Annotated in this window: 20 protein-coding genes and 1 tRNA gene; 8 read left to right on the forward strand and 13 right to left on the reverse strand. The window is 62.2% G+C overall.

The window, feature by feature from the left end; all coding sequences use genetic code 11:
• Positions 1–99: 99 nt before the first annotated feature.
• The 10 genes from cas9 to DDE20_RS15580 form a co-directional block, all read right to left on the reverse strand.
• Complete coding sequence (cas9, locus tag DDE20_RS15535; protein ID WP_205961688.1) at positions 100–1,851, reverse strand: type II CRISPR RNA-guided endonuclease Cas9; 1,752 nt, start codon at positions 1,849–1,851, stop codon at positions 100–102.
• Positions 1,852–2,034: 183 nt separating this feature from the next.
• Positions 2,035–3,048 carry a site-specific integrase gene (locus DDE20_RS15540; RefSeq protein ID WP_116559450.1) on the reverse strand — a complete coding sequence of 338 codons (1,014 nt, stop codon included), beginning with the start codon at positions 3,046–3,048 and terminating at the stop codon, positions 2,035–2,037.
• A gap of 48 nt (positions 3,049–3,096) precedes the next feature.
• The gene (locus DDE20_RS15545; RefSeq protein ID WP_116559451.1) at positions 3,097–3,522 is read right to left on the reverse strand and encodes a helix-turn-helix domain-containing protein; all 426 of its coding nucleotides are present in this window, start codon (positions 3,520–3,522) and stop codon (positions 3,097–3,099) included.
• 4 nt (positions 3,523–3,526) lie between these two features.
• Complete coding sequence (locus DDE20_RS15550; protein ID WP_116559452.1) at positions 3,527–3,727, reverse strand: helix-turn-helix transcriptional regulator; 201 nt, start codon at positions 3,725–3,727, stop codon at positions 3,527–3,529.
• Positions 3,728–3,875: 148 nt separating this feature from the next.
• Positions 3,876–4,805: a hypothetical protein gene (locus DDE20_RS15555; RefSeq protein WP_116559453.1), complete on the reverse strand. Its 930-nt coding sequence runs from the start codon at positions 4,803–4,805 to the stop codon at positions 3,876–3,878.
• A 27-nt stretch (positions 4,806–4,832) separates the two neighbouring features.
• A complete protein-coding gene (locus DDE20_RS15560) occupies positions 4,833–6,020 on the reverse strand; it encodes a tyrosine-type recombinase/integrase (protein ID WP_116559454.1) in 1,188 nt (395 codons plus the stop codon).
• A gap of 165 nt (positions 6,021–6,185) precedes the next feature.
• A tRNA-Thr gene (locus tag DDE20_RS15565) sits at positions 6,186–6,261 on the reverse strand.
• A gap of 162 nt (positions 6,262–6,423) precedes the next feature.
• Entirely contained in the window at positions 6,424–8,043 is a 1,620-nt protein-coding gene (locus tag DDE20_RS15570; protein ID WP_116559455.1) for a heme biosynthesis protein HemY, read from the reverse strand.
• A gap of 4 nt (positions 8,044–8,047) precedes the next feature.
• Positions 8,048–9,415 (reverse strand): COG4223 family protein, encoded by a 1,368-nt coding sequence (locus DDE20_RS15575; RefSeq protein WP_116559456.1) that lies wholly within the window; start codon positions 9,413–9,415, stop codon positions 8,048–8,050.
• Positions 9,416–9,461: 46 nt separating this feature from the next.
• Positions 9,462–10,229 (reverse strand): uroporphyrinogen-III synthase, encoded by a 768-nt coding sequence (locus tag DDE20_RS15580; RefSeq protein WP_165814536.1) that lies wholly within the window; start codon positions 10,227–10,229, stop codon positions 9,462–9,464.
• An 88-nt stretch (positions 10,230–10,317) separates the two neighbouring features.
• On the opposite strand from DDE20_RS15580, the gene tsaD reads away from it, so the two are divergent.
• The 4 genes from tsaD (at position 10,318) to DDE20_RS15600 (ending at position 12,592) form a co-directional block, all read left to right on the forward strand.
• Positions 10,318–11,397 (forward strand): tRNA (adenosine(37)-N6)-threonylcarbamoyltransferase complex transferase subunit TsaD, encoded by a 1,080-nt coding sequence (tsaD, locus tag DDE20_RS15585; protein ID WP_116559538.1) that lies wholly within the window; start codon positions 10,318–10,320, stop codon positions 11,395–11,397.
• Positions 11,398–11,405: 8 nt separating this feature from the next.
• Entirely contained in the window at positions 11,406–11,678 is a 273-nt protein-coding gene (locus DDE20_RS15590) for a YciI family protein (RefSeq protein WP_205961689.1), read from the forward strand.
• The gene (locus DDE20_RS15595; protein WP_116559458.1) at positions 11,678–12,091 is read left to right on the forward strand and encodes an EVE domain-containing protein; all 414 of its coding nucleotides are present in this window, start codon (positions 11,678–11,680) and stop codon (positions 12,089–12,091) included. Before DDE20_RS15590 ends, DDE20_RS15595 begins: the two co-directional genes overlap by 1 nt.
• Positions 12,092–12,199: 108 nt before the next feature.
• Positions 12,200–12,592, forward strand: a complete 393-nt coding sequence (locus DDE20_RS15600; protein ID WP_116559459.1) for a DUF1761 domain-containing protein — start codon at positions 12,200–12,202, stop codon at positions 12,590–12,592.
• A gap of 145 nt (positions 12,593–12,737) precedes the next feature.
• On the opposite strand, the gene DDE20_RS15605 is transcribed toward DDE20_RS15600, so the two are convergent.
• Entirely contained in the window at positions 12,738–13,418 is a 681-nt protein-coding gene (locus tag DDE20_RS15605; RefSeq protein ID WP_338066518.1) for a M50 family metallopeptidase, read from the reverse strand.
• 210 nt (positions 13,419–13,628) lie between these two features.
• Here DDE20_RS15605 and DDE20_RS15610 point away from each other — a divergent pair, with 210 nt between their 5' ends.
• The 3 genes from DDE20_RS15610 to DDE20_RS15620 are packed head-to-tail and all read left to right on the forward strand — an operon-like array spanning position 13,629 to position 18,348.
• Positions 13,629–15,422, forward strand: coding sequence for an FAD-dependent oxidoreductase (locus tag DDE20_RS15610; protein WP_116559461.1), 1,794 nt, complete (start codon positions 13,629–13,631; stop codon positions 15,420–15,422).
• Positions 15,419–17,299: a 2-oxoacid:acceptor oxidoreductase subunit alpha gene (locus tag DDE20_RS15615; RefSeq protein ID WP_116559462.1), complete on the forward strand. Its 1,881-nt coding sequence runs from the start codon at positions 15,419–15,421 to the stop codon at positions 17,297–17,299. The genes DDE20_RS15610 and DDE20_RS15615 overlap by 4 nt, the downstream gene beginning before the upstream one ends.
• The gene (locus DDE20_RS15620) at positions 17,299–18,348 is read left to right on the forward strand and encodes a 2-oxoacid:ferredoxin oxidoreductase subunit beta (RefSeq protein ID WP_116559463.1); all 1,050 of its coding nucleotides are present in this window, start codon (positions 17,299–17,301) and stop codon (positions 18,346–18,348) included. The genes DDE20_RS15615 and DDE20_RS15620 overlap by 1 nt, the downstream gene beginning before the upstream one ends.
• Before the next feature lie 5 nt (positions 18,349–18,353).
• On the opposite strand, the gene DDE20_RS15625 is transcribed toward DDE20_RS15620, so the two are convergent.
• Positions 18,354–20,381, reverse strand: a complete 2,028-nt coding sequence (locus DDE20_RS15625; protein WP_116559464.1) for an oxidoreductase — start codon at positions 20,379–20,381, stop codon at positions 18,354–18,356.
• A 158-nt stretch (positions 20,382–20,539) separates the two neighbouring features.
• Here DDE20_RS15625 and DDE20_RS15630 point away from each other — a divergent pair, with 158 nt between their 5' ends.
• A complete protein-coding gene (locus DDE20_RS15630; protein ID WP_116559465.1) occupies positions 20,540–22,210 on the forward strand; it encodes an acyl-CoA dehydrogenase family protein in 1,671 nt (556 codons plus the stop codon).
• 682 nt (positions 22,211–22,892) lie between these two features.
• Here DDE20_RS15630 and DDE20_RS15635 read toward each other — a convergent pair.
• Positions 22,893–23,684, reverse strand: coding sequence for a crotonase/enoyl-CoA hydratase family protein (locus DDE20_RS15635; RefSeq protein ID WP_116559466.1), 792 nt, complete (start codon positions 23,682–23,684; stop codon positions 22,893–22,895).
• Positions 23,685–23,811 lie beyond the last annotated feature (127 nt).

Genomic DNA, 23,811 nt, shown 5'->3' on the forward strand with positions numbered 1-23,811 from the left:
ACGCTGGAAACCGTCGCCGCCATTTGCGACACTACCTCCATGGACCCGGCGACAATCGCCGCCCTGTAACTGCGGCCAAGCCAAGGCCGAAGAACAAAGTTACACCAGTTCCTGGGACACGATCCATAACCGTAGCCGCAGACGGTTGGCTCCGGTGTTGGGCACGCCCATCTCCTCCAACTTTAGACCACGGGCAATCGCCGCGTCGGTGTTCTTCTTGATGTCGCGCTGCACCTCGCGCTTTTGATCCTCGGACAGCTTCAGATCACGTGCCAGTTCCACGACAATCTCATCGGGCTTGCCATAGACGGTGATGATCTGGTTCACCAAGCGCCGCAACTGGTTGAGGCCGATGTGGACTGTCGGGTTGGTGACGCGGCCATAACGGGTCACGTCGTCATCGCGTTCATCGTAACTGCCTGGTATCACGTGCCGGTCGAGGATCTGGCCGTAATACGGCAGCGCATCCAACCCCTCCCCGGTGCGACCATCTGAATGATGCCAGCCACAAGCGGCGACCGCCGCGCTATAGGGGATCACATCGGCCTCGAGTGCTGCCAGAATGCGGGTCGTGGCCGTCAGACCCAGACGTCCATAGCCTTCGGGCAAGGGCGCTTTGGCGGCCTCGATGGCATTCGTGTGCTCGAGCTGATGATGCGTCTTTAGCCAAGTCACGAAAATGTCGAAGCACTCTTCACTCTGCACTGCGCGAATACGCCTGACGATTTTCCACTGTGAATGACTATCCAGCGCTGACCAGCGTGGCCCAAACCTATCGGGATGCGACAGGCTGGCCCGTACCGGGTCGCAGGCAATCGCATCGCGGTTAGCGGTTTCAAGTGTAAAGCCCTGACCTTTCCGCAGTTTGATGACCTTGCCCAGTGCGGCCAGTTTCATCGACATGCCCAACATTGATTTGGTATGCACCTTGTTGTCCAGCGCATGAACGATCTGATCACGTTCCTCTTTGGTCAGGCCTCGTGCCGCTTCGCCCTGCGCCGTGATCCGCAAGGCGTTGACCGTCTCAAACAGAATGCGGCGTTGATTAAGGGGGTGGGCGCTGGGGATGCGCAGATCATCGGTGAATAGACACAGGCCCACTTTGGGGATCTTCAGGGGCCGTTGATGAAAAATAATTGTCTCAATTTCACTGCGCAATTCATCGGTCAGCGCATCGGCGTGGCAGGCGGCTTGTGCCCGCCACAACTTGTCGAATTCCTCGGCCAGATGGCGGCGGTCGGGATAGTAATCGTATCCGGCCTCCTCCTTTTCCGCATTGTCACGCTTGGCAATTGACAGGCGGGTGCGCACGGTTGGCACCTGCCGTTCATCTGGTGCAGCGGCGCGGCGCATATGCAGAAACTCACCGTACGTCCGGGCACCCTTGGCCATCATAGCCTGATCCAGCCGCGCGGTGGCATCCTTGATCTTGCCGCTTTCATTGTCGCCGCGATCCGTTTTTCGGTTCGATTTAAAGCCTCGCCGTTGGTTCAAATGAAACAACGCCCGGCCAAGATGTGTCAGCGGCAAAGCCTGATCCAAGCCCCGCGCCCGCAGCGCATAGGGATCCAGCAATTCCAACTCTTTGGCCACAGCTGGATTGGCGGGCATTAAACCCACTTCAGCCATGCGCTTCATCAATGCGGCCTTGCGCCGCAAATATCGATCTCGGCGGCGGCGCTGGGCGCGGGCCGCACGGCGATCAACAGCCAAAGATGCTTTGGATTTCGGATCACGCCCATCCGAAAAGATTCGCACACCGCCATCAACAACCTCAGAGATCGAACCATTTTCGGCTGCATAGAGCCACCAGCCAATTGAGTTCGTGCCAATATCGAGACCTAGACGCATAACTACCCCTCCGCACATGTACGGTATCGTTGCACCGTCCGTTCGGATGCTCAACCCTAAAGTGTATTGACATCTGGCTTGCAGATCGTCATTTGTGTATTGTTCAAAATTCGCGGTCGAGCCGTTAACAAGCATTCGATTGCACCACATTGAAACGCAGGCTGCGGCCTGCGTTTTTTCATTTCACCCTCTAATCAACTCGGCCTGCCGTTCTTGCGATACGGGCAGATAGCTGGACACGGTGGTCAGTGCGCTGTCGTGGCCGATGTTTTGCGAGAAGGCTTTGAAGGCTTCGCGGGTAGGGTAGTGGGTATCGGCCCAGCGCACCAAGGTCTTGCGAAAGCTGTGGGGGACGAAGGGGTGCAGACCTGCGCAAACAAAGGCGTCCTTGATCGCGGTGCGAATGGCCCCGGCATTGGCGTAGGGTTCGCGCTTGAGGCCAGTGACGGCAAACTGACCGTTGACGCGTTCCATCTGTGGCGGCGGGAACAAAGCATCCTCATGGCCAAACAGCAAATCATCGCGCAGATGGTGAACCCAAGCCGTGAAGCACTCCAGATACACGGGATCAACGGGCAGGAAATACGTCGTGAATGTCTTTGAGAACTTGGTACGCACATCGCGCCCATCTTGATGAACACAGCCCTCGATCAAATCAATGCGCTTTAGCCGTAGCGATGAGATTGCGCCATCGCGTGCGCCGGTAATCATCAGAAATGCAAACAGGGCTTTGTCCCGCTTTTCAATATCGGACCCCAAGGGCATCGCGTCAAAGGCGTGGCGGCATTGCTTGAGCGTCGGGTAGGGTGTTTCGCGGTGGGCGTGGGCGACACGGGCGTCTTTGGCGTTTTGATTGAAGTATTCGGCATCGGAATAGCTGATCCGAGACTTGTAGCCTGGTTGTCCAGCTAGCCAGAGAACGAACGCCTTGTTGGCGCGTAGAACACCGCTGATCGTCGCTTTAGACAGTGGCTTGCCGGTTCGGTGGTGTGTCGCGGCGTTTAGCTTGACCTTGAAGGCGCTGACCTGCTCAATGTGGAACCTCTTGAAAGATTTGTAACCCGTGCTGGCCTCGAATTTAAGGATGGCATCAGCCGCCCGATCCACGGTGACGGTGTCGCAGCGATTGGCATCGCGCAGATAAGCCAGATACAGCCTCTTGATACGCTCGTTTTCTTCGTTGATTTTGCGGGCCATGGTCGATCCTTTCAAAGTGTCAGTTTCAGAGGGGGTTGTTGGTATCCCTTAGGGTGTTGGGTCCTCTCGTCTGGTGACATCAAAGATTTGGCCAAGTTGCGGGATTTGTGCTTTACCAATCATCCGAAAACTGGGCATCTGACAGGCCTCGCAGAGACCCATGATGCGAGCCGTTGAGCCGGGTTGGTCGATTAGATCGACAAGCATCCCCCATGGGCGGCGCGGAGCTTTGCAGGACATGCAGTAGAGCTGATCGGGTTGCAGTTTCGCTTTGGCCTTGCCCTGTCGCGCCTCAAGATAGCTCCGCGCAACAGACCCAAGTACCAAGTATGGCCGCTGGGCCTTCAGCGCGGGCAAGTCATCGCGGGCCCACCCCCGCACCGCACCGACGGAGACGCCCAGCACTTGCGCGAGTTCAGGGATGGTGTAGGCGCGATTGGCCTTTAGAACGCGGGGATTGAGACGCTTTGCCACGGGCCTAGTCCTCGCCCTCGAACAAGGCGCGAATGTCCTGAGCTTTCCAAACCGTGGTACGTGGACCAAGTTTTTGCGGCTTGGGAAATCGCCCGTCTTTGACACCTTGCCACCAAGTCGATTTGGATACGGGGATCGGGCCCGCCGGGGCAAGGATTTGAGAGAGCCTTACCAACCCAGTTTCAGGAAATATGCGATGATCCATTGTGATACGACCTCATGCGTTAAGAGCTGAGGAAGTCTTTTCATGGTTCAAATCGCAGGTGGCGGAATAGCGAATTCGCTGAAACGAATAGGCGTAAGGCATTGTTAAAAAATAATAATACAGAATCTATTCGTTGGACGAATAGTGACTATTCCGCGTTCCAGTCGGGTGGCAAGTGTTGTGCACCAAGTTGCAGGTACTTCCTGATGGTATCCTTGGAAACACTAAGGCCCAGTTTGTCTGCAATAGATGCGATCTCACCGGGTATTGGGCTGCGGGGCTGGCTTGGGTCATAGCCATAGGCATCCGTTGCTATCGCGGTCAAAAGCTTTGCCAAGCTGACTTTTTCACGTGCGTCGGGATATCCTGCGCCGTTGTCGTCTCGTTCGACAGTAGGAACCGAACTGTTCGAACCTGGGTCGCCGACGGCTTGTTGAAGCATCGCCAAGAATTCAGGGTGTACCGGAAAATTTACGCGCTCGATCCATCGAAGTAACGCATTCGCCTTGATTTCTTCGCTCTGAGCAAAGAGTTGGAACTCTCGTCGAAGGAGCTCTGTGTGTCGGGACATATAGAGCGCGACGGTTTTTAGTGTGCGAGGGCGGCCAAACTGATCGTAGGGTGATGCAGCGGCGCTAAGGGAAGCGCTCGGCTCCAAGCCAACCGAGAGCCAAACAACCTCATCGAGTGACCAAAAACTTGATCTCCCCCAGTGCTCAAAATTGGCAAGATCACTCGTTCGGAAGAGAGGCGCCAAGTACCAGGTCGACAGGCCACTGAAGGCATCCAGAATCCGCCGTTTCGTGATGTCGAACCAGCTTTTTTCCGCCTCTGTTTGCGGCTTGCCTTCCCTGTCATATGACTGCGCAAGTTCTTCATCCGACATAGCGGCAAGGCGCTTCGTAATTTCGGCAAGGAAGTCATTCCGCTTTGCCAAGATCCTTGTCATTGTCCGATTGTAGTCTTCTCCAAGGGGCAAGATTTCATCAGCATCTGGTGGCAAAAAGAGCTTGCCCCCCAAACGCACCAAAACAGGACCGACGTAGGCAATGCGACTTAACGTCTTGTTCTCCGGCATAGAAACCTCATCGACATTATGATGTGATCAGGTTGCCCTTAGTTCTCCCAAGAATCCAGCCCACCAATCCGCAAGCCTGAGGCGTTCCTCCCAGTGCTGCCCGCGATCATAGGCGCGGCGAACTTGGTTGCTTTCGACATGGGCCAATGCGCGCTCGATGGAGTCAGGGTGCCAAAGGCCGCTCTCGTTGGCGATGGTTGAGAAGGACGCACGAAACCCGTGCGCGGTCATTTCATCACCGCTTATCCCCATCCTGCGCAGTGCGCCGTTTAACGTGTTCTCGCTGATCGGGCGCAGGTGAGTTCGTAGGGATGGAAAAAGATAGACGCCATTACCGGTCAATCGCCGCAGCTCATCCAGCAATGCCAGCGCCTGAGGTGGCAATGGCACTTTATGTGGCCTGCGCATTTTCATTTGTTCTGCGGGGATCGACCAAACTGCATTGGCAAAATCGATATGCTCCCACTTTGCAGAGCGCACTTCGCCGGGGCGTTGCGCTACAAGCGCGAGGAACTGCAACGCGATCTTTGTCGTCGTTTGGCCGTGGAAACCATCAATGGCGCGCAACAATCCGCCCAGCGTGGCCGGGTCTGTAATGGCGGCGCGGTGCTTAACCGTCGGGGTGATCAACGCGTCCCGCAAGGCATAGGTCGGGTCGATCTCAGCGGCACCCGTAGCAATAGCCAATCGAAACACTGCGCCGATTATGGCGCGTAGCCGTTTGGCGGTTTCGTAGTTCCCCTTGGCTTCGACTTTGCGCAGGCAGGCCAAAACGACGGGCGACGTAATGTCGGAGATTGGGATGTTGCCCAAGTCGGCATTGGCGAGGCCAAGTAGCCATACTGTCTTGCTCATAGTCGCCGGTGCTTTGTTCTCCTTGCGGGCTTTGACAATGTATGCGTCGGCGAACTTGGCGAACGTGTCGCCATTCGCTTCCCGAAGTTTCCGCTTTTGCTCTTTCTTGACCGCGCTGGGATCTTCGCCACTCGCAAGCAAGGCGCGCGCTTGGTCGCGAAGGCGCCTTGCGCTGGCAAGCGACACGCTTGGATATGCCCCGAACGACAGCAGCTTTTCCTTACCCTCAAAGCGATACTTCATCTGCCAAAGGCGCGACCCCGTCGGTTTGACCAAAAGGAACAATCCCTCCATGTCCGAGACTTTATAGGGTCTGTTCCGAGCGCCGAGATTTCGAATCTGTGTGTCTGTCAAAGGCATCTGGGGGTATCGTAATACTAGCGTTTTCGCGATACCCCCAAGAACACCCCCATACAGGGGGTATCACATTGGATAAGGCTGAACGTCATTGGACAACCCAGCACCGCCCAACCCCTTGTAACACAGGGGGTTTCGGATGTCTTTGGTGCTGTCTGGATTAAGAAGTGGTGCCGCTGAAGGGACTCGAACCCCCGACCCCATCATTACGAATGATGTGCTCTACCAGCTGAGCTACAGCGGCACTGACGCGCGGGGGTGCGTGGCAACCCTGCTCTGGTGGCGCGGTGTGTAGCACCGCGTCGGGGCCGGTTCCAGCCCCTATTTTCATGTTTTCGGATCGAATGCGCCACTATGCCTTGACGGGCCGCGACAAGCGGCGACACACCGTGCCAGGCCGGACCGGTTAGAGGCCGGCGCGTCGGGTTTGTTCGAGGTCGATGGGTTTGGGCGCGGTTGGCGCGGGTTCGGCCTCGGCGGTCGGCGCGTCAGCAGGCGGGGCTGCGGATGCGTCTGCCGGCTCGGGCGTGGCCTCGGGTTCGATGGTCTCGGCCTCCTCCGCCTCGGGCTTTGCGGCAGCGGGTTCGGGGGGCTCAGGCGCTTGCAGGTCGATCTCGACCTCGGGCTCCGCGACCTGTGGCTCGGCGGCAGGCAGCGCGCCGACGATCAGCGGCAGCATCTCGGTGCCGGTGGCGCTGGGACCGGTGCTGTCGGGCGGGGATTTCCAGCTCAGCGTGTCGAACGAGGTGCAATTGTCGCAGAGCGCATGCCAGCTGGCGTGCACATGCTGGCAATTCTCGCAGACCCATTGCGGGCCGCGCGGCGCGGTCAGGGCGCGGGCCAGCCAGCCGCGCACCACGGTGTCGGGCGAGCCTTCGCCGCGCTCGATCGCGGCCATGATGGTCATCACCCGCTGGCTGGGCAGGCGCTCATGCAGATCGCCGATGGCGCGGCGGGCGGCGGGGAAATCCTCGGCCGCGATCAGGAGTTCAGCGCGGGTCTGGCGGGCTTCGTCGCCCTCGACCATGGACAACAGGCTGTCGAAACGGCGCACCCGTTCGGCGGCAGTTTCATCCGCTTCGATACCGGCGAAGGCGCGGGCGAGTTCGGGATGCGGCTGGGCTTTCCAGGCGCGGCGGATCACCTTGGCGGCGGCGCGTTTCTTGCCGCGCGCGGTCAGCGCCTCGGCGGCCATGACCGCGGCGGGGACCAGCTCGGGCGAGTGTTTCGCCGCCTCGATGGCGAGATCCTGCGCCACAGATTCGCGTCCGGCTTTCGCCTCGGCCTGCGCCTGTTGCAGGGTCAGGACCGCGTCGCGGCGTTTGTAGACCGGCTTGGGCAAGCGGCCCGAACGCGAGGTGTCCAGAAGCGTGCGGCGCGCGCCGGACCAGTCGCCGGCCTTGTTTTGCAGCGCCATCAGCGTGTCTTGGGTCTGGCCGTGACCGGGGCGCAGGGTCAGCGCGGTTTCGGCGAGTTTGCGGGCGGTCTCGGGGTTACCGGCCTCGATCTGCTGCTGCATCAAGCCGCGCACGCCGACAAACCGCGCGCGGTCCTCGTCGAGCAGGCGTTTGAAATAGGTCTCGGCCAGCGCTGTGTCGCCCTTGGCCTGCGCCGATTGGGCGATCAACAGGTTGGTAAGTGTCCGGTTTTCCAGTAGTTTCTCGGCGCTGCGGGCTTTGGTCAGCGCCTTGTCACCATCATCGGAGGCGAGCGCGATGAAGCCTTCGGTGAGCGCGTCAAAGCCGCGTTTGCGCCGCGAGCGCTGGAAATAGCGGCTGATCGCGGTTTCGTCGCCGTTGATAAAGCGCAGGGTCGCGACCAAGAGGCCGGAGAGTTTCAGGAGCAGCCAGAGCGCGCCGAGCAGGAGGAGCGCGGCGAGCGCCATCTGGATCGGACCGAGGGTAAATTCGACATTGGCAAAGGCGATGCGCAGCCCTGCGTCACTACTCATCAGGGCTTCGGCGCCGAGGGTCAGACCGGCGACAACGGCCAGAAACAGAACGATTTTCAGAACGGTCCAGATCATCGTGTCAGTCCTCGTCGCGGGTCAATTGGGTTTGCATCTCGGCCAGCGCATCCAGCGCGGCCAGTCGGGTCTCGGCCTGCGCGCGCCAACCGGCCATCGCGGCGGCGGGCGCCTCGGGCAGCGCCTCGAGTTCACCAAGCGCGGCGGTGATCTCGTTTTGCCGCACCAGCGCCTCGGCGCGCGACAGGATCGCGTCGGTGCTATCGCCGTCACGCGGGGCGAGCGAGCGCGCCCCGGTCTGGTTGCGCAGGAAGGTCAGCAGGCGGTCGGCGACCGGCGCATCGGCGGGCGGCGCATCGGCATTGAGCGCTTCGCGGGCGGCGGGGGCGAAGGCGGCGCGCAGACCGGGGGCGGTGATCAGACCATCGGCCAAAGGGGCGAGCGCCTCGGGGGTTTCGGTGGCCGCATTGAGCGTGGCCAGCGCCCCGGGCGCGGCTTCGCCCGAATCGGCGGCGGCGATCAATTCGGCGAGCGCGGCGCGGGCGGCAATGCGTTCTTGCGCGGCTTCGACATCGGTCTCGCGGGCGTTGAGCGCTTGCGCCTGTGCCTCGACCTCGGCGCGGGACTCGGCCAGCGCGGCATCGACGGCGGCCTGCGCCTGCGCGGGGATACCGGCCTCAAGCTGGGCGATGCGGGTGTTGACCGGCGCCAGCGCGCTGCCGATGGCGGCGTTGAGGTCGGCGTTGTTGAGCCGTGCCTCTTCGAGCGCGGCGATGCGGGCTTCCAGCGGTGCGAGGTCGGTCTCGGCCTGCTCCAAGGCGGTGACACGGTCGGTCAGATCAGGGGCGGCCTCAAGCGCGGTGAGGCGGTCAGACAGCGAGGTCAGATCCGCGGAGGGCGTGCCGCCGGTGTTGGCCTCAAGCGCGGCGATACGGGACTGCAGATCGCCGGAGGCATTGCGCCAGCCCTCGGGGAAAACCGCCAGCGCTGTGAGCCCGCCGATGCCTGCGGCGAGAACGCCACCGATGATCATATTGCCCGCGCCTGCGGTTTTGGCGGCCTGCGCAGGGAGCGGGGCGGGAACCGGCGCGCGTTCGGCCTCGGGGGGCTGGGTGGTATCCGTGGTGTCTGCTTCGGTGTCTGTGGCCTCGGCTTTGGCGCTATCTGCGGCGTCATCCGCTGGCGGTTCTTGCGGTTCGCCATCCTGCAGGGTCACGTCTTCGGTCACATCATGCGGCACATCCAGCGCGGCGTCGGTGTCAGCTACGGTATCGGCGTCAGGGCTGGTGTCAGCACTGGTGTCTGCGGTGGCGTCGGTGGCGAAGACATTGGTCACCTCGGTCGACTCACCTCTGGCCTCAGCTTTGGCGGCATCGCTTTTTGCAGTCTGTGCGGGCCTGCGCGTGCCGCGATTGCCGTCGGTGTCTGACATTCCATCCTCCAGATAGCCGCGCCCCAAGTCCCGCGGCGGGTAGGTTTTACTTATCGGTTACGGGGGCTTGCCTCAAGCCATCCGCCGCAATCCGCGACATCACATCCGCGATGGCCGCCATCATCCCCTCGGCATCCGGCGTGCGCGCAATCTGGCACAAGGCGCGCAACTCCGGCGGCAGATTATCCGCACAGGCCGCGCTGATCGCCACCATTCGCAGGTCTTGCAACTCTGCGCCCTGCAACTCTTGCATGAAACGCAGCGCCGCGCGCGGGGAAAATAACGGCACCACACAGACCTGCCCCGCGGGACGGGCCTGCAATTGGGTCAACACCGATGGCGGCCAATTGGTTGCACGCGCCTCATAGACTTGCACACTGCGCGGCTCCATCCCCTCGGGCCCGAGCGCCGCGACCATGTCGCGGGCCAGATGCACGCCGTGAGCATGAACCAGCGGCCCCTCGGGGCGGCGGGCGATCAGATAGGCGACCATCGCCACCGCATCACCGCCGCAGTTATAGGCCACAAAGCCAGCGTCTTGCGCGGCCTGCATCGTCGCCGGGCCGACGCAAAAGGCGGGCAGACCGGCGATCCCAGGCATATCCTTGGCCACCTGCGCCACCGCTGGCACCGCATTGACCGAGGTCAGCAGGAGGCCGCGTGCGCCCTTGAACACCGCAGGATCAAAGGCCAGCGGCACGATCCCCGAGAGCGGCGCGATCAGCAGATCATGCGGCGGGCACTGCGTTTGCGCCTCGGCGGCGAAGTGATGCGCTTGCGGCAACGGGCGGGTGAGCAGGAGTAACGGGCGCATGAACCTCAACTTAACGGCGGCCGCGCCCATTGTCTGCGACGCCCCCCGATGTTACCCCCAGCGCCGAACCATGCGCAACCGGGTGCAGATGACCAGAGTGCTGACTTTATTGGGTATTGAATCCAGCTGCGACGATACCGGCGCGGCACTGGTCCGGCATGCGCCGGGCGCGGCGCCGCAGATATTGGCCAATTGCATCGCCGGACAGACCGAGCTGCACGCGGCCTACGGCGGTGTGGTCCCCGAGATTGCCGCCCGCGCCCATGCCGAGAAGCTGGATCTGATGGTCGAGGCGGCGCTGGCGGAGGCCGGGCTGGGGCTGGCGGATATTGACGCGATTGCGGTGACCGCAGGGCCGGGGCTGATTGGCGGGGTGCTCTCGGGCGTGATGCTGGCCAAGGGGTTGTCACTGGCCAGTGGCGTGCCGCTGATCGGGGTGAACCATCTGGCGGGCCATGCGCTGACCCCGCGGCTGACCGACCAGCAGGCGTTTCCCTATCTGATGCTCTTGGTCTCGGGCGGGCATTGCCAGTTTCTGCGCGTGGACGGGCCGGATGATTTCACCCGTCTGGGCGGCACGATTGACGATGCGCCGGGCGAGGCCTTTGACAAAACCGCAAAACTGCTGGGTCTGCCGCAACCGGGCGGGCCGTCGGTGGAGCGCGAGGCGCTGGCGGGTGATCCCGCGCGCTTTGCCTTCCCGCGGCCGCTTTTGGACCGTGCGGGCTGTGATCTGTCATTTTCGGGGCTGAAAACCGCACTGATGCGTGCGCGGGATGCTCTGGTTGCCGAGCAAGGCGGGCTGACCCAGCAGGACCGCGCCGATCTCTGCGCGGGATTTCAGGCGGCGGTCGCCGATGTGCTGGCCGAGAAATCGCGCCGTGCGCTGGCGCAATGCCCCGATATCACCGGCTTTGCGGTGGCGGGCGGGGTGGCGGCAAATAAATCCCTGCGCGCAGCCCTTGAGCGGGTTGCCGGTCAGGTGCCGTTTCTGGCGCCGCCCCTCGCGCTCTGCACCGATAACGCGGCGATGATCGCCTGGGCGGGGCTCGAGCGGTTCCGCGACGGTCACCGCGACGATATGAGCCTTTCCGCGCGGCCTCGCTGGCCGCTTGACACGACTGCGCCCGCCCTGATCGGATCAGGCAAACGTGGCGCCAAAGCCTGAGGATATCTATGCCCCTATTCGCCATGATCTGCACCGATAAAGCCGACCACGAGCCCCTGCGCAAAGCCAACCGCGAGGCGCATCTGGCCTATCTGAACGAGACCGGCTGCGTCACCTATGCGGGCCCGTTTCTGGACAATGGCACGATGACCGGCTCTTTGGTGATCATCGAAGCCGCTGACAAAGCCGCCGCCGAGGACTGGGCGGCCAATGACCCCTATGCGCTGGCGGGATTGTTCGCCAAGGTGCGCGTTGAAGAATGGAAGAAGGTGATCGGCTGATGCGTTACTGGTTGATGAAATCCGAGCCCGATGTGTTCAGTTGGGATGATCTGGTCGCCGTGGGCGATAAGGGCGAGGAATGGGACGGCATTCGCAACTATCAGGCGCGTAATTTCATGCGCGAGATGGAAATTGGCGATAAAGTGTTCTTTTACCACTCGAATATCGGGCTTGAGGTGGTCGGGATTGCAGAAGTCTCGGCAACGATCCACCCCGATAGCACCACCGAGGATCCGCGCTGGGAATGCGTCGATATCCGCGCGGTGAAACCGCTGCCGCGTTCGGTGACGCTGAAAGAGGTCAAGGCGACGCCCGAGCTGGCAAATATGTCGCTGGTCACCTCGATGCGCCTCTCGGTGCAGCCGGTGACGCCCGAGGAATGGGAAATCGTCTGCAAAATGGGCGGGCTGTAAGGCGCGCGCGCCTGCGGCACCGAAACAGCTTACGGCACGGAAATAAGTAGTCAGGCGGGCAACCGCCGGTTAATCTTTGCTGTGTCGTCATCAAAACAGGAGGGGGCTATGGCCTATCTGGCGGTTATCGTCGCCGCGATCGCAGGGTTTGCGATTGGTGCGGTCTGGTATGGTGTGTTGTCGAAACAATGGATCAAGGCCGCGGGCATCACCGTCGGCGCCGATGGCAAGCCCGAGGGTGGCTCGCCGCTGTTGATGGTCCTTGGCTTTCTCTGCGTGCTGGTGGTCGCCGGTATGATGCGCCACGCCTTCATCATGTCGGGCATCAACACGCCGATGTCCGGTCTGGTCGCGGGGCTGGGCATCGGGTTGTTTTTCATCACCCCCTGGATCACGCTGAACGCGCTCTTTGGGATGAAGCCCAAGGAATTGCCAATGATCGACGGCGGTTACGCGACGCTAGGCTGCGGCGTGATGGGGCTGGTGCTGACGCTGTTTTAACCGGCGGGCGGTGCGGGCGTCCCTCAAGCGGGGAACGCTCGACCTGCCCCCCTGCCCCGCCTTGCGCGGCTTGGCATGCGCGCCGGAACCTCTGGCACGCGTGGCCTGTTATCGTTGCCTGCGCAGACCCGTTGACCAGTCTCGCTCAACGCCGCCGGATGCGGCGGAAGCTGAGGTTGGAATTGCGCCCGATCCCGCGCCGCAACCCCCAGTAAATCACCGCCAGACTCAGCAGTAGCCAGAGCGCGCCCCAAAGCACCGTCGGCCCGCCGTATTGCGCGGCGAGCATATAGGCGTCCGAGCGCTCGCCCGAGCGGCGGATGGTGTCGTCGAAAATATCATAAGGCACATAGAGCACGCTGGTCAGCCCGATCAGCCGCAGCACCATGTCATTGATTTCAATGCTCAAATAGCGGCCAATTGCCAGCATGCCAAAGCCTGCGACGCCGCAGAACAAGAGCGCGAACGCCTCGCGCACATAGAGCAGCGCGACCAGCAGGGTCAGAAAACCGAAGCCCATCACCACCACGCGGTCCCAGCGGGTGCGCAGCGCCACCCACAATAGTGCCATGCCCAGAAACAGCGATCCCAGATAGCCCGCCGAGAGGATCAAAAACCCGTTGCCGCCCCGCGTCAGCGCCGTGCCGCCCTGTTGCGCCGAGACGGAAATCCGCTCGATCGTGCCGCCCGTGGCGATGGCCGCACCGCCGTGCGACAGCTCGTGCAGGAACACCACCAACAGTTTCAGCGGAAAGACGGCGGGCGTATCCCAGAGCAAAAACACCAGCGCGGTGAGGAGGATAAGCTGCCAATGGGATTTGATCATCTGCATGCCCCTATGACGCTGGTTTGCGCTGCAATGTCAATTCCACCCCGTCAACGGCACGGGCTCACGCAAGATTGTTACCCAATCACCGCAGTTTCCAGACAGTTCCAAACTTAGGGGTTTACACAAGCCCCGCTTGAGCGTTCATTTTTCATATGCCGTCACTCAGCGCGCGGCGCGCCAGAGACGGATGCGGAGAAGGACGCGGATATGAAACCGACAGACACGCAGAATCCCGAGTATTTTCATAAAGTCGTTGATTGCCAATACGCCTGCCCCGCGCATACGCCGGTGCCGCTTTATATCCGGTTGATCGCACAGCAGCGCTATTCCGACGCCTATCTGGTGAATTGGGAAAGCAATGTGTTCCCCGGTGTTCTGGGCCGCACCTGCGACCGGCCCTGCGAGCCCGCCTGCCGCCGCGGCCGCATTGATGAGGAACCGGTGGCGATTTGTCGGCTGAAACGGGTGGCGGCGGATAACAAAGAGGATGTGACGGCGCGGCTGCCGAAAGCGGGGCCGCCCAATGGCAAGAAAATCGCGCTGATTGGCGGTGGTCCGGCGTCATTGACCGTGGCGCGGGATCTGGCGCCTTTGGGGTATGAGTTGCATCTCTATGAGGGCGAGGCCAAGGGCGGCGGTTTCATGCGCTCGCAAATCCCCTCATTCCGGCTGCCAGATTCGGTGCTCGATGAAGAGGTCGGCTATGTGCTGGATATGGGCGTGGTGAGTCATTTCAACAGCTATATTAACAGCATGAACGAGATGCTCACCAAGGGCTATGACGCGATTTTCGTCGGCTGCGGTGCGCCGCGCGGGCGCGATCTGCCGAAGCTGAAGGGCCGCAAAGAGGCCGCTGCGCATATCCATGTCGGGATCGACTGGCTGGCCAGCGTCGCCTTTGATCATATCGAGAGCATTGGCAAACGGGTGATCGTGCTCGGCGGCGGCAACACCGCGATGGATTGCTGCCGCACCGCGCGGCGGATGGGCGGCGAAGATGTGAAGGTGATCGTGCGCTCGCCGTTTGCGGAAATGAAAGCCTCGCCATGGGAAAAAGAGGACGCGGTGCATGAGGGCATCCCGATCATCGACAACCATGTGCCCAAGGAATTCGTGGTTAAGGATGGCAAGCTGGTCGGCATGCATTTCGACCGTGTCGAGGCGGTCTACAAGGACGATGATAGCCGCGAATTGGTCTCGACCGGCGAAGAACCGGTGTTCTACCCCTGCGACGATGTGTTGATCGCCATCGGGCAGGAAAACGCCTTTCCGTGGATCGAAAAGGACAGCGGCATCCGCTTTACCTCTTGGGGCACGCCGATCCTCAATGACGATGACACCCTGCAATCGACGCGCAAAGAGGTGTTTTTCGGCGGCGATTCCGCCTTTGGCCCGAAGAATATCATCACCGCTGTGGCCCATGGGCATAAAGCGGCGGTGTCGATTGATCTGTTTTGTCGCGGCAAGGATCTGGAGGATCGCCCCGCGCCGATGGTTAATCTGGTCAGCCAGAAAATGGGCATCCATGAGTGGAGCTATGACAATGATCCGGTGAATGACGCCCGCGAGGCGGTGCCGCTGGTCGAGTTGGAAGCGGCGCTCAGCGACCGCGCGCTGGAGGTGGAACTGGGGTTTGACGCGAGTTCCGCCTTTGTGCAGGCGGCGCGCTGTCTGAACTGCGATGCGCAGACCGTATTCACGGCCAGCAACTGCATCGAATGCGACGCCTGCGCCGATATCTGCCCGACCTCTTGCATCAGCTTTGTGCCCCCTGCCCCCGAGGAGGACTTGCGCGCAAGATTAACCGTGCCGGCGACCAATCTGGAGCAGGATATCTTCGTCTCCGACCCGCTGCCGACCGCCCGTGTCTTGGTCAAGGATGAGGACGTCTGCCTGCACTGCGGGCTCTGCGCCGAACGCTGCCCGACTTCGGCTTGGGACATGCAGATGTTTCTTTACAACACAACCAAGGCAACGCCGGAACTGGTGGAGATCCCATGAAACAGATCAAGGGCGTCAATGACTTTGTGGTGAAATTCGCCAATGTGAACGGCTCCGGCTCGGCCAGTGCCAACCACCTGTTTGCAAAGGCTATTTTCCGCATGGGCATTCCCGTCAGCCCGCGCAATATCTTCCCGTCGAACATTCAGGGCCTGCCGACATGGTATGAGGTGCGGGTCAGCGCCAAGGGCTATCTGGGGCGGCGCGGCGGGGTGGATATCATGTGCTGCGTCAACCCGCAAAGCATGGAGGCGGATGTCGCCAGCGTCGAGCCGGGCGGGTATTTTCTCTATGACAGCACCAAGCCGCTGGCACCGCATTTGCAGCGCGATGACATCAGTTATTTCGGGGTGCCGTTAACCGAGATGTGCATGCGCGAATACCCCAATCCGCGGCTGCAGCAACTGTTGAAAAACGTGGTCTATGTGGGCGCGATGGCGGCGCTTCTGGATATCAAATTCTCGATCCTCAAGGACCTGCTGGGCGACCAGTTCAAGGGCAAGGAAAAGCTGATTTCCTCGAATGTCCACGCGCTGGAAATGGGCTATCACTATGCGATGGATCACTTCAAATGCCCGCTGCCGATCCATCTGAAAGCCGGTGGCAATGCGGCGCCGCATATTCAGGAGAGCGAGCATATCTTGATGAACGGCAACACCGCCGCCGCGCTGGGCGCGATCTACGGTGGGGCGACGGTGGCGGCGTGGTATCCGATCACGCCCTCGACCTCGGTGGTCGATGCGTTTGCGCAATACGCCGAGCGGATGCGGATTGATCCGGGCAGCGGCAAGAAGAATTTCGCCATCGTGCAGGCCGAGGACGAGTTGGCGGCGATCGGCATGGTGGTCGGCGCCAGCTGGAACGGCGCGCGGGCGTTTACCGCCACCTCGGGGCCGGGATTGTCGCTGATGAGCGAGTTTCTGGGGCTCGCCTATTTCGCCGAAGTGCCGGTGGTGTTGATTGATGTGCAGCGCTCGGGCCCCTCGACCGGGATGCCGACGCGCTCGCAGCAATCGGATATTCTGGCCGCCGCCTATGCCAGCCACGGCGACACGAAACAGGTGCTTTTGTTCCCCGCCACCCCGCGCGAATGTTTCGACATGACCGTGCAAGCCTTTGATCTGGCAGAGCAATTACAGACGCCGGTGATCCTGATGTCTGATCTGGATCTGGGGATGAACGACTGGATGTCGCCACCTTTGGAGTGGGACGACAGCTATCAGATGGACCGCGGCAAGGTGCTGGACGCCGAAGGGTTGGACAAGGCCGCGCGTTGGGGGCGCTATCTGGATGTTGACGGTGACGGGATTTGCTATCGCACCTTGCCCGGCGCGCACCCGGATAAGGGCGCCTATTTCACTCGCGGGTCGTCAAAGAACGAGATGGCGGTCTATTCGGAAAGCGGCGAAGATTACGTGCAGAATATGGACCGGCTCTTGCGCAAATTCGAGACCGCGAAATCCTATGTACCGGCGCCGAAAACCCATGATCCGATCCCGGTGAGTAAGCCGAAAACCAAGCTGAAGCTCGGCGCATTGTTCTTTGGCACCTCGGCCTCGCCGGCCTATGAGGCGGTGGAGATGATGGCCGAAGATGGTTACCCGATTGATACGATGCGGATCAGGGCGTTTCCGTTTCACGAGAGTCTGGATGCCTTCATCCATGCCCATGATTTGGTGTTTGTGATCGAGCAGAACCGCGATGGGCAGATGCGGCGGTTAATCATTAATGAGTGTGAAATCCCGCCCGGCAAGCTGCGCCCGATCCTCAATTACTCGGGCACGCCGATCACTGCGCGGTCCATTGCCGATGAAATCCGCAACGCGCTTGGTGCCAAAAGTGCCGAGGTGGTCGCCCTGCATTCGGAGCCTGTCTGATGTCCTATATCAAGCCAAAATTCCAGCATCCCAATATGCCCAAGAACGCGCTTGGCTATACGGTGGGCGATTATAACGGTGCAATTTCAACGCTTTGCGCGGGCTGCGGGCATGACAGTATCTCGGCAGCAATCCGCAATGCGTGTTTTCTATCCTCGATCCCGCCGCACCGGATTGCGAAACTATCGGGGATCGGCTGTTCGTCGAAAATGCCGACCTATTTTCTGGGGCGCAGCCACGGGTTCAACTCGGTGCACGGGCGAATGCCTTCGGTGGCGACTGGTGCTTCGCTGGCCAATCGCGAGTTAACCTATATCGGGATTTCCGGCGATGGCGATACGGCGTCGATTGGCATGGGGCAGTTTATCCATCTGATCCGGCGCAACGTGAATATGACCTATATCGTGGCGAATAACGGCTGTTACGGGTTAACCAAGGGGCAGGATAGCGCCACCGCCGATCTGGGCGCGGTCAGCAAGGCCGGTAACGTGAACCCGTTTGACGGGATTGATCTGGCGAGTCTGGCGATCTTGCAGGGGGCCAGCTTTGTCGGGCGAAGTTTTTCGGGCGATAAGGAACAACTCGAGCCGCTGATCCGCGCGGCGATGGCGCATAAGGGGTTTGCGTTTATTGATGTAGTCTCGCCCTGTGTGACGTTTAACAATCACAGCGGATCGGGCAAATCCTATGCCGAGACGCGCAAAGCGCTGGATGCGATGCCCTTGGATTTCGTGCCGATGCGCGAGGAAATCCGCACCCAATATGAGCCCGGCACGACGCAGGGGGTGACGCTGCACGACGGCTCGGTGATCCATCTGCACAAGGCGAGCAACGGGTATAAAACCGACGACCGCAATGCCGCGCTGCTGTCGGTGCAGGAGGCGCGGGACGAGGGGCGGCTGTTGACCGGTCTGCTGTATCTGGACCCGAATACGCAGAATCTGGCGCAGAATCTAAAGCTGGCGAGCAAGCCGTTGAACAGCCTGAGCAAGGATGAATTATGCCCCGGCAGCCGGATGCTGGACAGTATCAATCAGGGGCTGCGGTAGGGCGTTCAATAGAAGGCGCAAGTCCTGAGCGCGTCCAAGAGCGCGGCGTGCAGGTTGCGGCTGGTCACTGCGTCCCCGATGCGGGCGAGGTGATAGGTGCCGGATTTGTTGAGCGTTTGGAACGGGTTGGTGCCAGTGATCAGCGCTTGGTGGTCAAGCTGACCGGCGTTGCGGGACCCTGCTTTCAGGGTGTGAAAGAGTTCATCCATCGGCGTGGCGCCGTGCTCGATGACGACGTGATCGACCTCGCGGGTGACCTCCTCTTTGGTTAACACATGGCGCAGGGTGGCTTTGATCCGGTTGCCCTCACGCATGAGGCTCAAAGGTTCATAGAGGCAGGTGAAACTGACGCCCGTGCGCGCCAGATCGCGCAGCGCCACCGCGGAGGTTGTCGGGCCGAGGTCGTGCAGCAGCGCGCGGTCCGGCGTCGCCAGTTCCAACGAGGCACCGGCGCTGGCCATAAACTCCGCGACCACCGCCGAGGGTTGATCGCCGACCTCATCGCAGAGCAAGATCTCGCCCGAGACGCGCGCGGCGCCGGTCAATACGTCCCAACTGGACAGCGCCAATTCGGCGCCGGGAATGGAGGGGGCATCGGGCCAGCCGCCACTGGCGATAATGACCAGATCGGGGGATTCGGCGTGGATGTCCTCGGGCTCGGCATAATGGTTAAGGCGCGGCTCAACGCCCAGCGCCGCGAGTTCAGAAATTAACCAATCCGCCACGCCCCAAATCTGCCGCCGCGTGCGGGATTTAGCCGCCAGCGCCAATTGCCCGCCAAGCCGGTCGCTGGCCTCGAACAGCACCACCTGATGCCCGCGCAGGGCCGAGACCCGCGCCGCCTCCATGCCCCCAGGGCCGCCGCCGATCACCACCACGCGTTTCGGCATATCGGCTTTTGTGATCACATGCGGCAAGACCGCCTCGCGTCCGGTGGCGGCATTTTGGCCGCATACGGCGGGCTTGCCTTGGTTAACGCGGTCGACGCAGTAGCCAAGCCCGACGCAGGGGCGGATGCGGACCTCCTCACCGCGCATCAGTTTCGCCACCAGATGCGGGTCGGCCATATGGGCGCGGGTCATGCCGACGAGATCGACATGCCCGCCCGCCACCGCATGGCGCGCGGTGGCCAGATCGGCGATGCCGCCCGCGTGCAGGATTGGCAGGGAAACGGCCGCGCGGATGCGGCCTGCGACGGGGATATGCGGCGCCGAGGGCAGGCCCATCGGGCGCACCCAGCCGGCAAGGCCGAGGTCGTCATAGGGGGCTCCGGCGAGGATGTTGAGAAGGTCCACCTGCCCCGTCGCCTCAAGCATTTTGGCCGCCTCGATACAGTCTTCGGCGCTGAGCCCGCCGTCCAATTCCTCATCGCCGGTGATCCGCATGGAGAGGATAAAATCGGGCCCAACCTCGGCGCGCACCGCGTCCAACACTTGCAGAGTCAGGCGCATGCGGTTGGCGAGCGATCCGCCGAAGGCATCCTCGCGCTGGTTGGTGGCGGGCGAGAGGAATTGGCCGAGAAGATGCGAATGCGAGAGCAGTTCCAGCCCGTCAAACCCGCCCGCCTGCACCCGCCGCGCGGCCGCGGCGAAATCGCCGATCACGCGGGCGATGTCTTCCGCCTCCATCACCTTGGGAAAGGCGCGGTGCGCCCGTTCGCGCAGCCCCGAGGGCGCCAGCACCGGCAGCCAATGCCCGTCATCCCAAGCGGTGCGCCGCCCCATATGGGTGATCTGGCACATCACGGCAGCGCCATGGGATTTTACGCCATGCGTAAGCTTTTGAAACCACGGAATGATACTGTCGTCACCGGCGTAAAGCTGGCCAAAGACCGAAGGGCTGTCGGGGGCGATATTGGTCGAGCCGCCGATCATCGTCAGCGCGACGCCGCCCTTGGCCTTTTCCTCATGATAGAGCCGGTAGCGGGTTTTCGGATGGCCGTTTTCAACGAGGTTCGGCGCATGGGCGGTGCTGACAATCCGGTTGCGCAGGGTCATTGTGCCAAGCTGGAAGGGCTCAAGAATATCACTCATCCGGCGCGCTCCTCTGGCCAAGAAAACCCCATTATTTCCGCCAGTGAACCCGCGGCGGGCGCAGAGGTCAATCCATCCCTGCCGCGCAAGTGACGCCACGGCGTGATTGTCCGAACGGGGGGCTTGGCCCTAGCATTTTGGCAACCAAGGAGCCTGCCATGACACCGCGTGACCCGATTGCCCAGCTGCCGACCCATGAGGTTTTGAATACGCCGCCGCATATGGGGGATCAGGATCTTTGGGCCGGTGACCGCGCCCTGCGCCATTGGGCGGCGCAGAGCGGGGCGGGGGCGCATAGCGCTCATATGGCCGAGGCGGGGCGGGCGTTTGGCCGTGACGAGACCTTCGAGAAAGCCACGCAGGCAAACCGCTATGATCCCGAGTTGCGCGCCTTTGACCGCTACGGAATGCGGCTCAATGCCGTCGAGTTCCACCCCGCCTATCATGGTTTGATGGCGCTGGCGGTCGCGAATATGGCGCATAATTTTGCGTGGCATCACGAAGGGAACGCGGGGCATGTCGGGCAATCATTGCTGACCTATATGTTTGCGCAGCCCGAGGGCGGGGTGCTCTGCCCGATGGCGATGACCTATTCGGTGCCGCCCTCTCTGCGGTTTACGCCGGCGCTCGAGGCCGAGTGGATGCCGCGCATCCTCTCCACCGATTACGACCGCCGCGACATCCCTGCGCCTGAGAAAAGCGGCGCCCTGATGGGGATGTTCATGACCGAGAAACAGGGCGGCTCGGATGTGCGGGCCAATTCGACCATGGCGCGGCCCGAGGGGGCGGCGACCGGCAATGGCGCGGCGTATCTGTTAACCGGTCATAAATTCTTCTGCTCGGCGCCGATGTGTGATGCGTTTTTGGTGCTGGCCAATACCGAGGGGTGCGGGCTGTCGTGTTTTCTGGTGCCGCGCTGGCGGCCTGACGGGACGCGCAATGCGCTGTATTTACAGCGGCTTAAGGACAAGTTGGGGAACCGTTCGAACGCCTCCTCAGAGATGGAGTTTCTGGACACCTACGGGACGATGGTCGGCGATGAGGGGCGCGGGGTGCGCACGATCATCGAGATGGTCAACGGCAACCGGCTGTTCTGCGCGATGGGCTCGGCGGGGATCATGCGGCAGGCGCTGGTGCAGGCGCTACATCACTGCGCGCATCGCTCGGCGTTCCAAAAGCGGCTGATCGCGCAGCCGCTGATGCAGAATGTGCTGGCGGATATGGCCGTCGAGGTTGAGGGCGCACTGGCTTTGGGGCTGCGGGTGGCGCAGGCGATGGACAATGCGATGAGCGATCCGGCCGAGGCGGCGCTGGCGCGGATCGGCACCGCGGTGGCGAAATACTGGAACTGCAAGCGCTGTCCGGTGCTGGTGGCCGAGGCGCTCGAGTGCCATGGCGGGCCGGGGTATATCGAGGAGAGCATCATGCCGCGGCTCTACCGCGAGGCGCCGCTGAACTCGATCTGGGAGGGTTCGGGGAATGTGATGGGGCTGGATGTGCTGCGGGCGATGGCGCGGGAGCCCGAGGGGATTGCAGCCTATATGGCCGAGGTGGAACTGGCGCGGGGGCTGCATCCGCAGCTTGATCGGGCTATTGGAGAACTGAAGGATGAGTTGGGGGATAGGGCAGGGCTTGAGGGCAGGATGCGGAGTGTGACCGAGTTGCTGGCGCTGTGCCTGCAGGGCGCGCTGCTGCTGCGGTTCGGGGATAGCGCGGTGGCCGAGGCCTTCTGCGCCTCGCGGCTGGGTGCGCGGTATCGCGGGGCATTCGGGACGCTGCCGAAAGGGTGTGATCTGGAGGTGATTATCGCGCGGGCGATGCCGGGGTAGTTGGTCTTTTGCGGGCGGTCCGAACAAAGCCCAAGGGCAGCGCGGTCACGCGGGGCAAAGCGAAGCGCCGCCGTCGCCCTCCGGTATTCATGGGGGCGTGACGGCGCTGCCCGACGGTTCCCATCGGGCGGGAGATTGGATTAATGTGTGCGCGTAAGCTGCGATATGCCTAAGCTCGGCGCCATTATTCCGAGGGCAGTGCCGCCACACGGGGCGTAGATTATGGGTGAGCAAGCTATTGGGCGAGGCCAAAGGGCAACGCCCTATTCCCAAGGGCGCGCCGAACCGAGGGGCAAGCGAAGCGCCGACCCGTGGGGTCGGTTCGGCGCTGCCCGACGGTTCCCATCGGGCGGGAGATAGCATCAATGTGCGCGCGCAGGCTACGACATGCCTAAGCACGGCGCCTTAATTCCGAGGGTGCGCCGAACCGAGGGGCAAGCGGAGCGCCGCCCCCCCGACACAATAGAATGCGGGTCGGTTCGGCGCTGCCCGGCGGTGCCGCCGGGCGGAAGACAGGATCAATGTTGGCGCGGAAATACTGATATTGCTAAGCGCAGCGGCTCATTCCCAAGGGCAGCGCTGCCACGCGGGGTGGAGCGAAGCGCCGCCCCGAGGGGGCGTGGCGGTGCTGCCCGACGTGTCCGTCGGGCGGGGTGTTGGATATATGTCGGGCGGTAAGCCGTTAAATCTCGCCGAAGTCCCCTCCCCGGCCTTTTCCGCTGGCGAAACGACCCGCGCCCTCGATGCCCACCGCGATCTGCGCTTTGCTGCCGCGCCATTCCTGCCGCAGCGCGTCCAATTCGCTGAGCCCGTGTTGCGCGCGGGCTGAATGGCGGTCGGCGCGCATGCAGGTCTGCGGGAAGCGCGCAATGTCATGGGCCAGCGCCTCGGCCTTGGCCCGTGCCTCGCCCTCGGGCACCACATATTCGCAGAGCCCGATGCGCAAAGCCTCCTCGGCCCCCACACGGCGGCCGGTCAGGATCAGGTCCATCGCCCGCCCCTCGCCCACCAACCGCGGCAGCCGCACGGTGCCGCCGTCGATCAAGGGGACGCCCCAGCGGCGGCAGTAGACGCCCATGAAAGCGCTCTCTTCCATCACCCGGATATCGGCCCAGATCGCCAGTTCCATCCCACCCGCCACCGCCGGACCGGCGACGGCGGCGATCACCGGTTTTGACAGGTCCAAGCGGCTTGGCCCCATTGGCGCCATCGGAGGGGTGCCGGCGTCGGGAATGTCATAGCGATCCATCGCTTCGGGGCCGGACAGCGCCGCCGCGTGTTTGAGATCCCAGCCCGCGCAGAATGCCCCGCCCTCGCCCCAGAACACCGCCACGCTGGCGCTGTCATCGGCGTCAAACTCTTGAAACGCGTCATAAAGCGCGGTGGCGCTGGCCAGATCCATCGCGTTGCGCGCCTCGGGGCGGGAGTGGATGATGGTCCAGACCGGACCGGATTTCTCAATGCGCACGCTCATTGGGGCCTCATGTTGCTGCGGTGGTTTGGGGCAAGTCTTTACCTGCGGGCGAGGCATGGCAAGACAAGGCTGGCGGGCGAGGAAAATACCGTGGCGTCGCGGGGGAAGCGCTGAGGGACGCGCCCGA

It is taken from the genome of Pararhodobacter oceanensis (assembly GCF_003076755.1).
In the GTDB taxonomy this organism is placed as follows: domain Bacteria; phylum Pseudomonadota; class Alphaproteobacteria; order Rhodobacterales; family Rhodobacteraceae; genus Pararhodobacter; species Pararhodobacter oceanensis.

Bases quoted from the DNA above. Each gene is read 5' to 3' on its own strand.
- DDE20_RS15620 (WP_116559463.1), top strand. From the start codon at position 17,299: ATGTCCTATATCAAGCCAAAATTCCAGCATCCCAATATGCCCAAGAAC.
- DDE20_RS15635 (WP_116559466.1), bottom strand. From the start codon at position 23,684: ATGAGCGTGCGCATTGAGAAATCCGGTCCGGTCTGGACCATCATCCAC.
- DDE20_RS15575 (WP_116559456.1), bottom strand. From the start codon at position 9,415: ATGTCAGACACCGACGGCAATCGCGGCACGCGCAGGCCCGCACAGACT.
- DDE20_RS15605 (WP_338066518.1), bottom strand. From the start codon at position 13,418: ATGATCAAATCCCATTGGCAGCTTATCCTCCTCACCGCGCTGGTGTTT.
- DDE20_RS15555 (WP_116559453.1), bottom strand. From the start codon at position 4,805: ATGCCGGAGAACAAGACGTTAAGTCGCATTGCCTACGTCGGTCCTGTT.
- DDE20_RS15600 (WP_116559459.1), top strand. From the start codon at position 12,200: ATGGCCTATCTGGCGGTTATCGTCGCCGCGATCGCAGGGTTTGCGATT.
- DDE20_RS15615 (WP_116559462.1), top strand. From the start codon at position 15,419: ATGAAACAGATCAAGGGCGTCAATGACTTTGTGGTGAAATTCGCCAAT.
- DDE20_RS15610 (WP_116559461.1), top strand. From the start codon at position 13,629: ATGAAACCGACAGACACGCAGAATCCCGAGTATTTTCATAAAGTCGTT.
- DDE20_RS15630 (WP_116559465.1), top strand. From the start codon at position 20,540: ATGACACCGCGTGACCCGATTGCCCAGCTGCCGACCCATGAGGTTTTG.
- DDE20_RS15625 (WP_116559464.1), bottom strand. From the start codon at position 20,381: ATGAGTGATATTCTTGAGCCCTTCCAGCTTGGCACAATGACCCTGCGC.
- DDE20_RS15560 (WP_116559454.1), bottom strand. From the start codon at position 6,020: ATGCCTTTGACAGACACACAGATTCGAAATCTCGGCGCTCGGAACAGA.
- cas9 (WP_205961688.1), bottom strand. From the start codon at position 1,851: ATGCGTCTAGGTCTCGATATTGGCACGAACTCAATTGGCTGGTGGCTC.
- DDE20_RS15595 (WP_116559458.1), top strand. From the start codon at position 11,678: ATGCGTTACTGGTTGATGAAATCCGAGCCCGATGTGTTCAGTTGGGAT.
- DDE20_RS15550 (WP_116559452.1), bottom strand. From the start codon at position 3,727: ATGGATCATCGCATATTTCCTGAAACTGGGTTGGTAAGGCTCTCTCAA.
- DDE20_RS15580 (WP_165814536.1), bottom strand. From the start codon at position 10,229: ATGCGCCCGTTACTCCTGCTCACCCGCCCGTTGCCGCAAGCGCATCAC.
- DDE20_RS15570 (WP_116559455.1), bottom strand. From the start codon at position 8,043: ATGATCTGGACCGTTCTGAAAATCGTTCTGTTTCTGGCCGTTGTCGCC.
- tsaD (WP_116559538.1), top strand. From the start codon at position 10,318: ATGACCAGAGTGCTGACTTTATTGGGTATTGAATCCAGCTGCGACGAT.
- DDE20_RS15590 (WP_205961689.1), top strand. From the start codon at position 11,406: ATGCCCCTATTCGCCATGATCTGCACCGATAAAGCCGACCACGAGCCC.
- DDE20_RS15540 (WP_116559450.1), bottom strand. From the start codon at position 3,048: ATGGCCCGCAAAATCAACGAAGAAAACGAGCGTATCAAGAGGCTGTAT.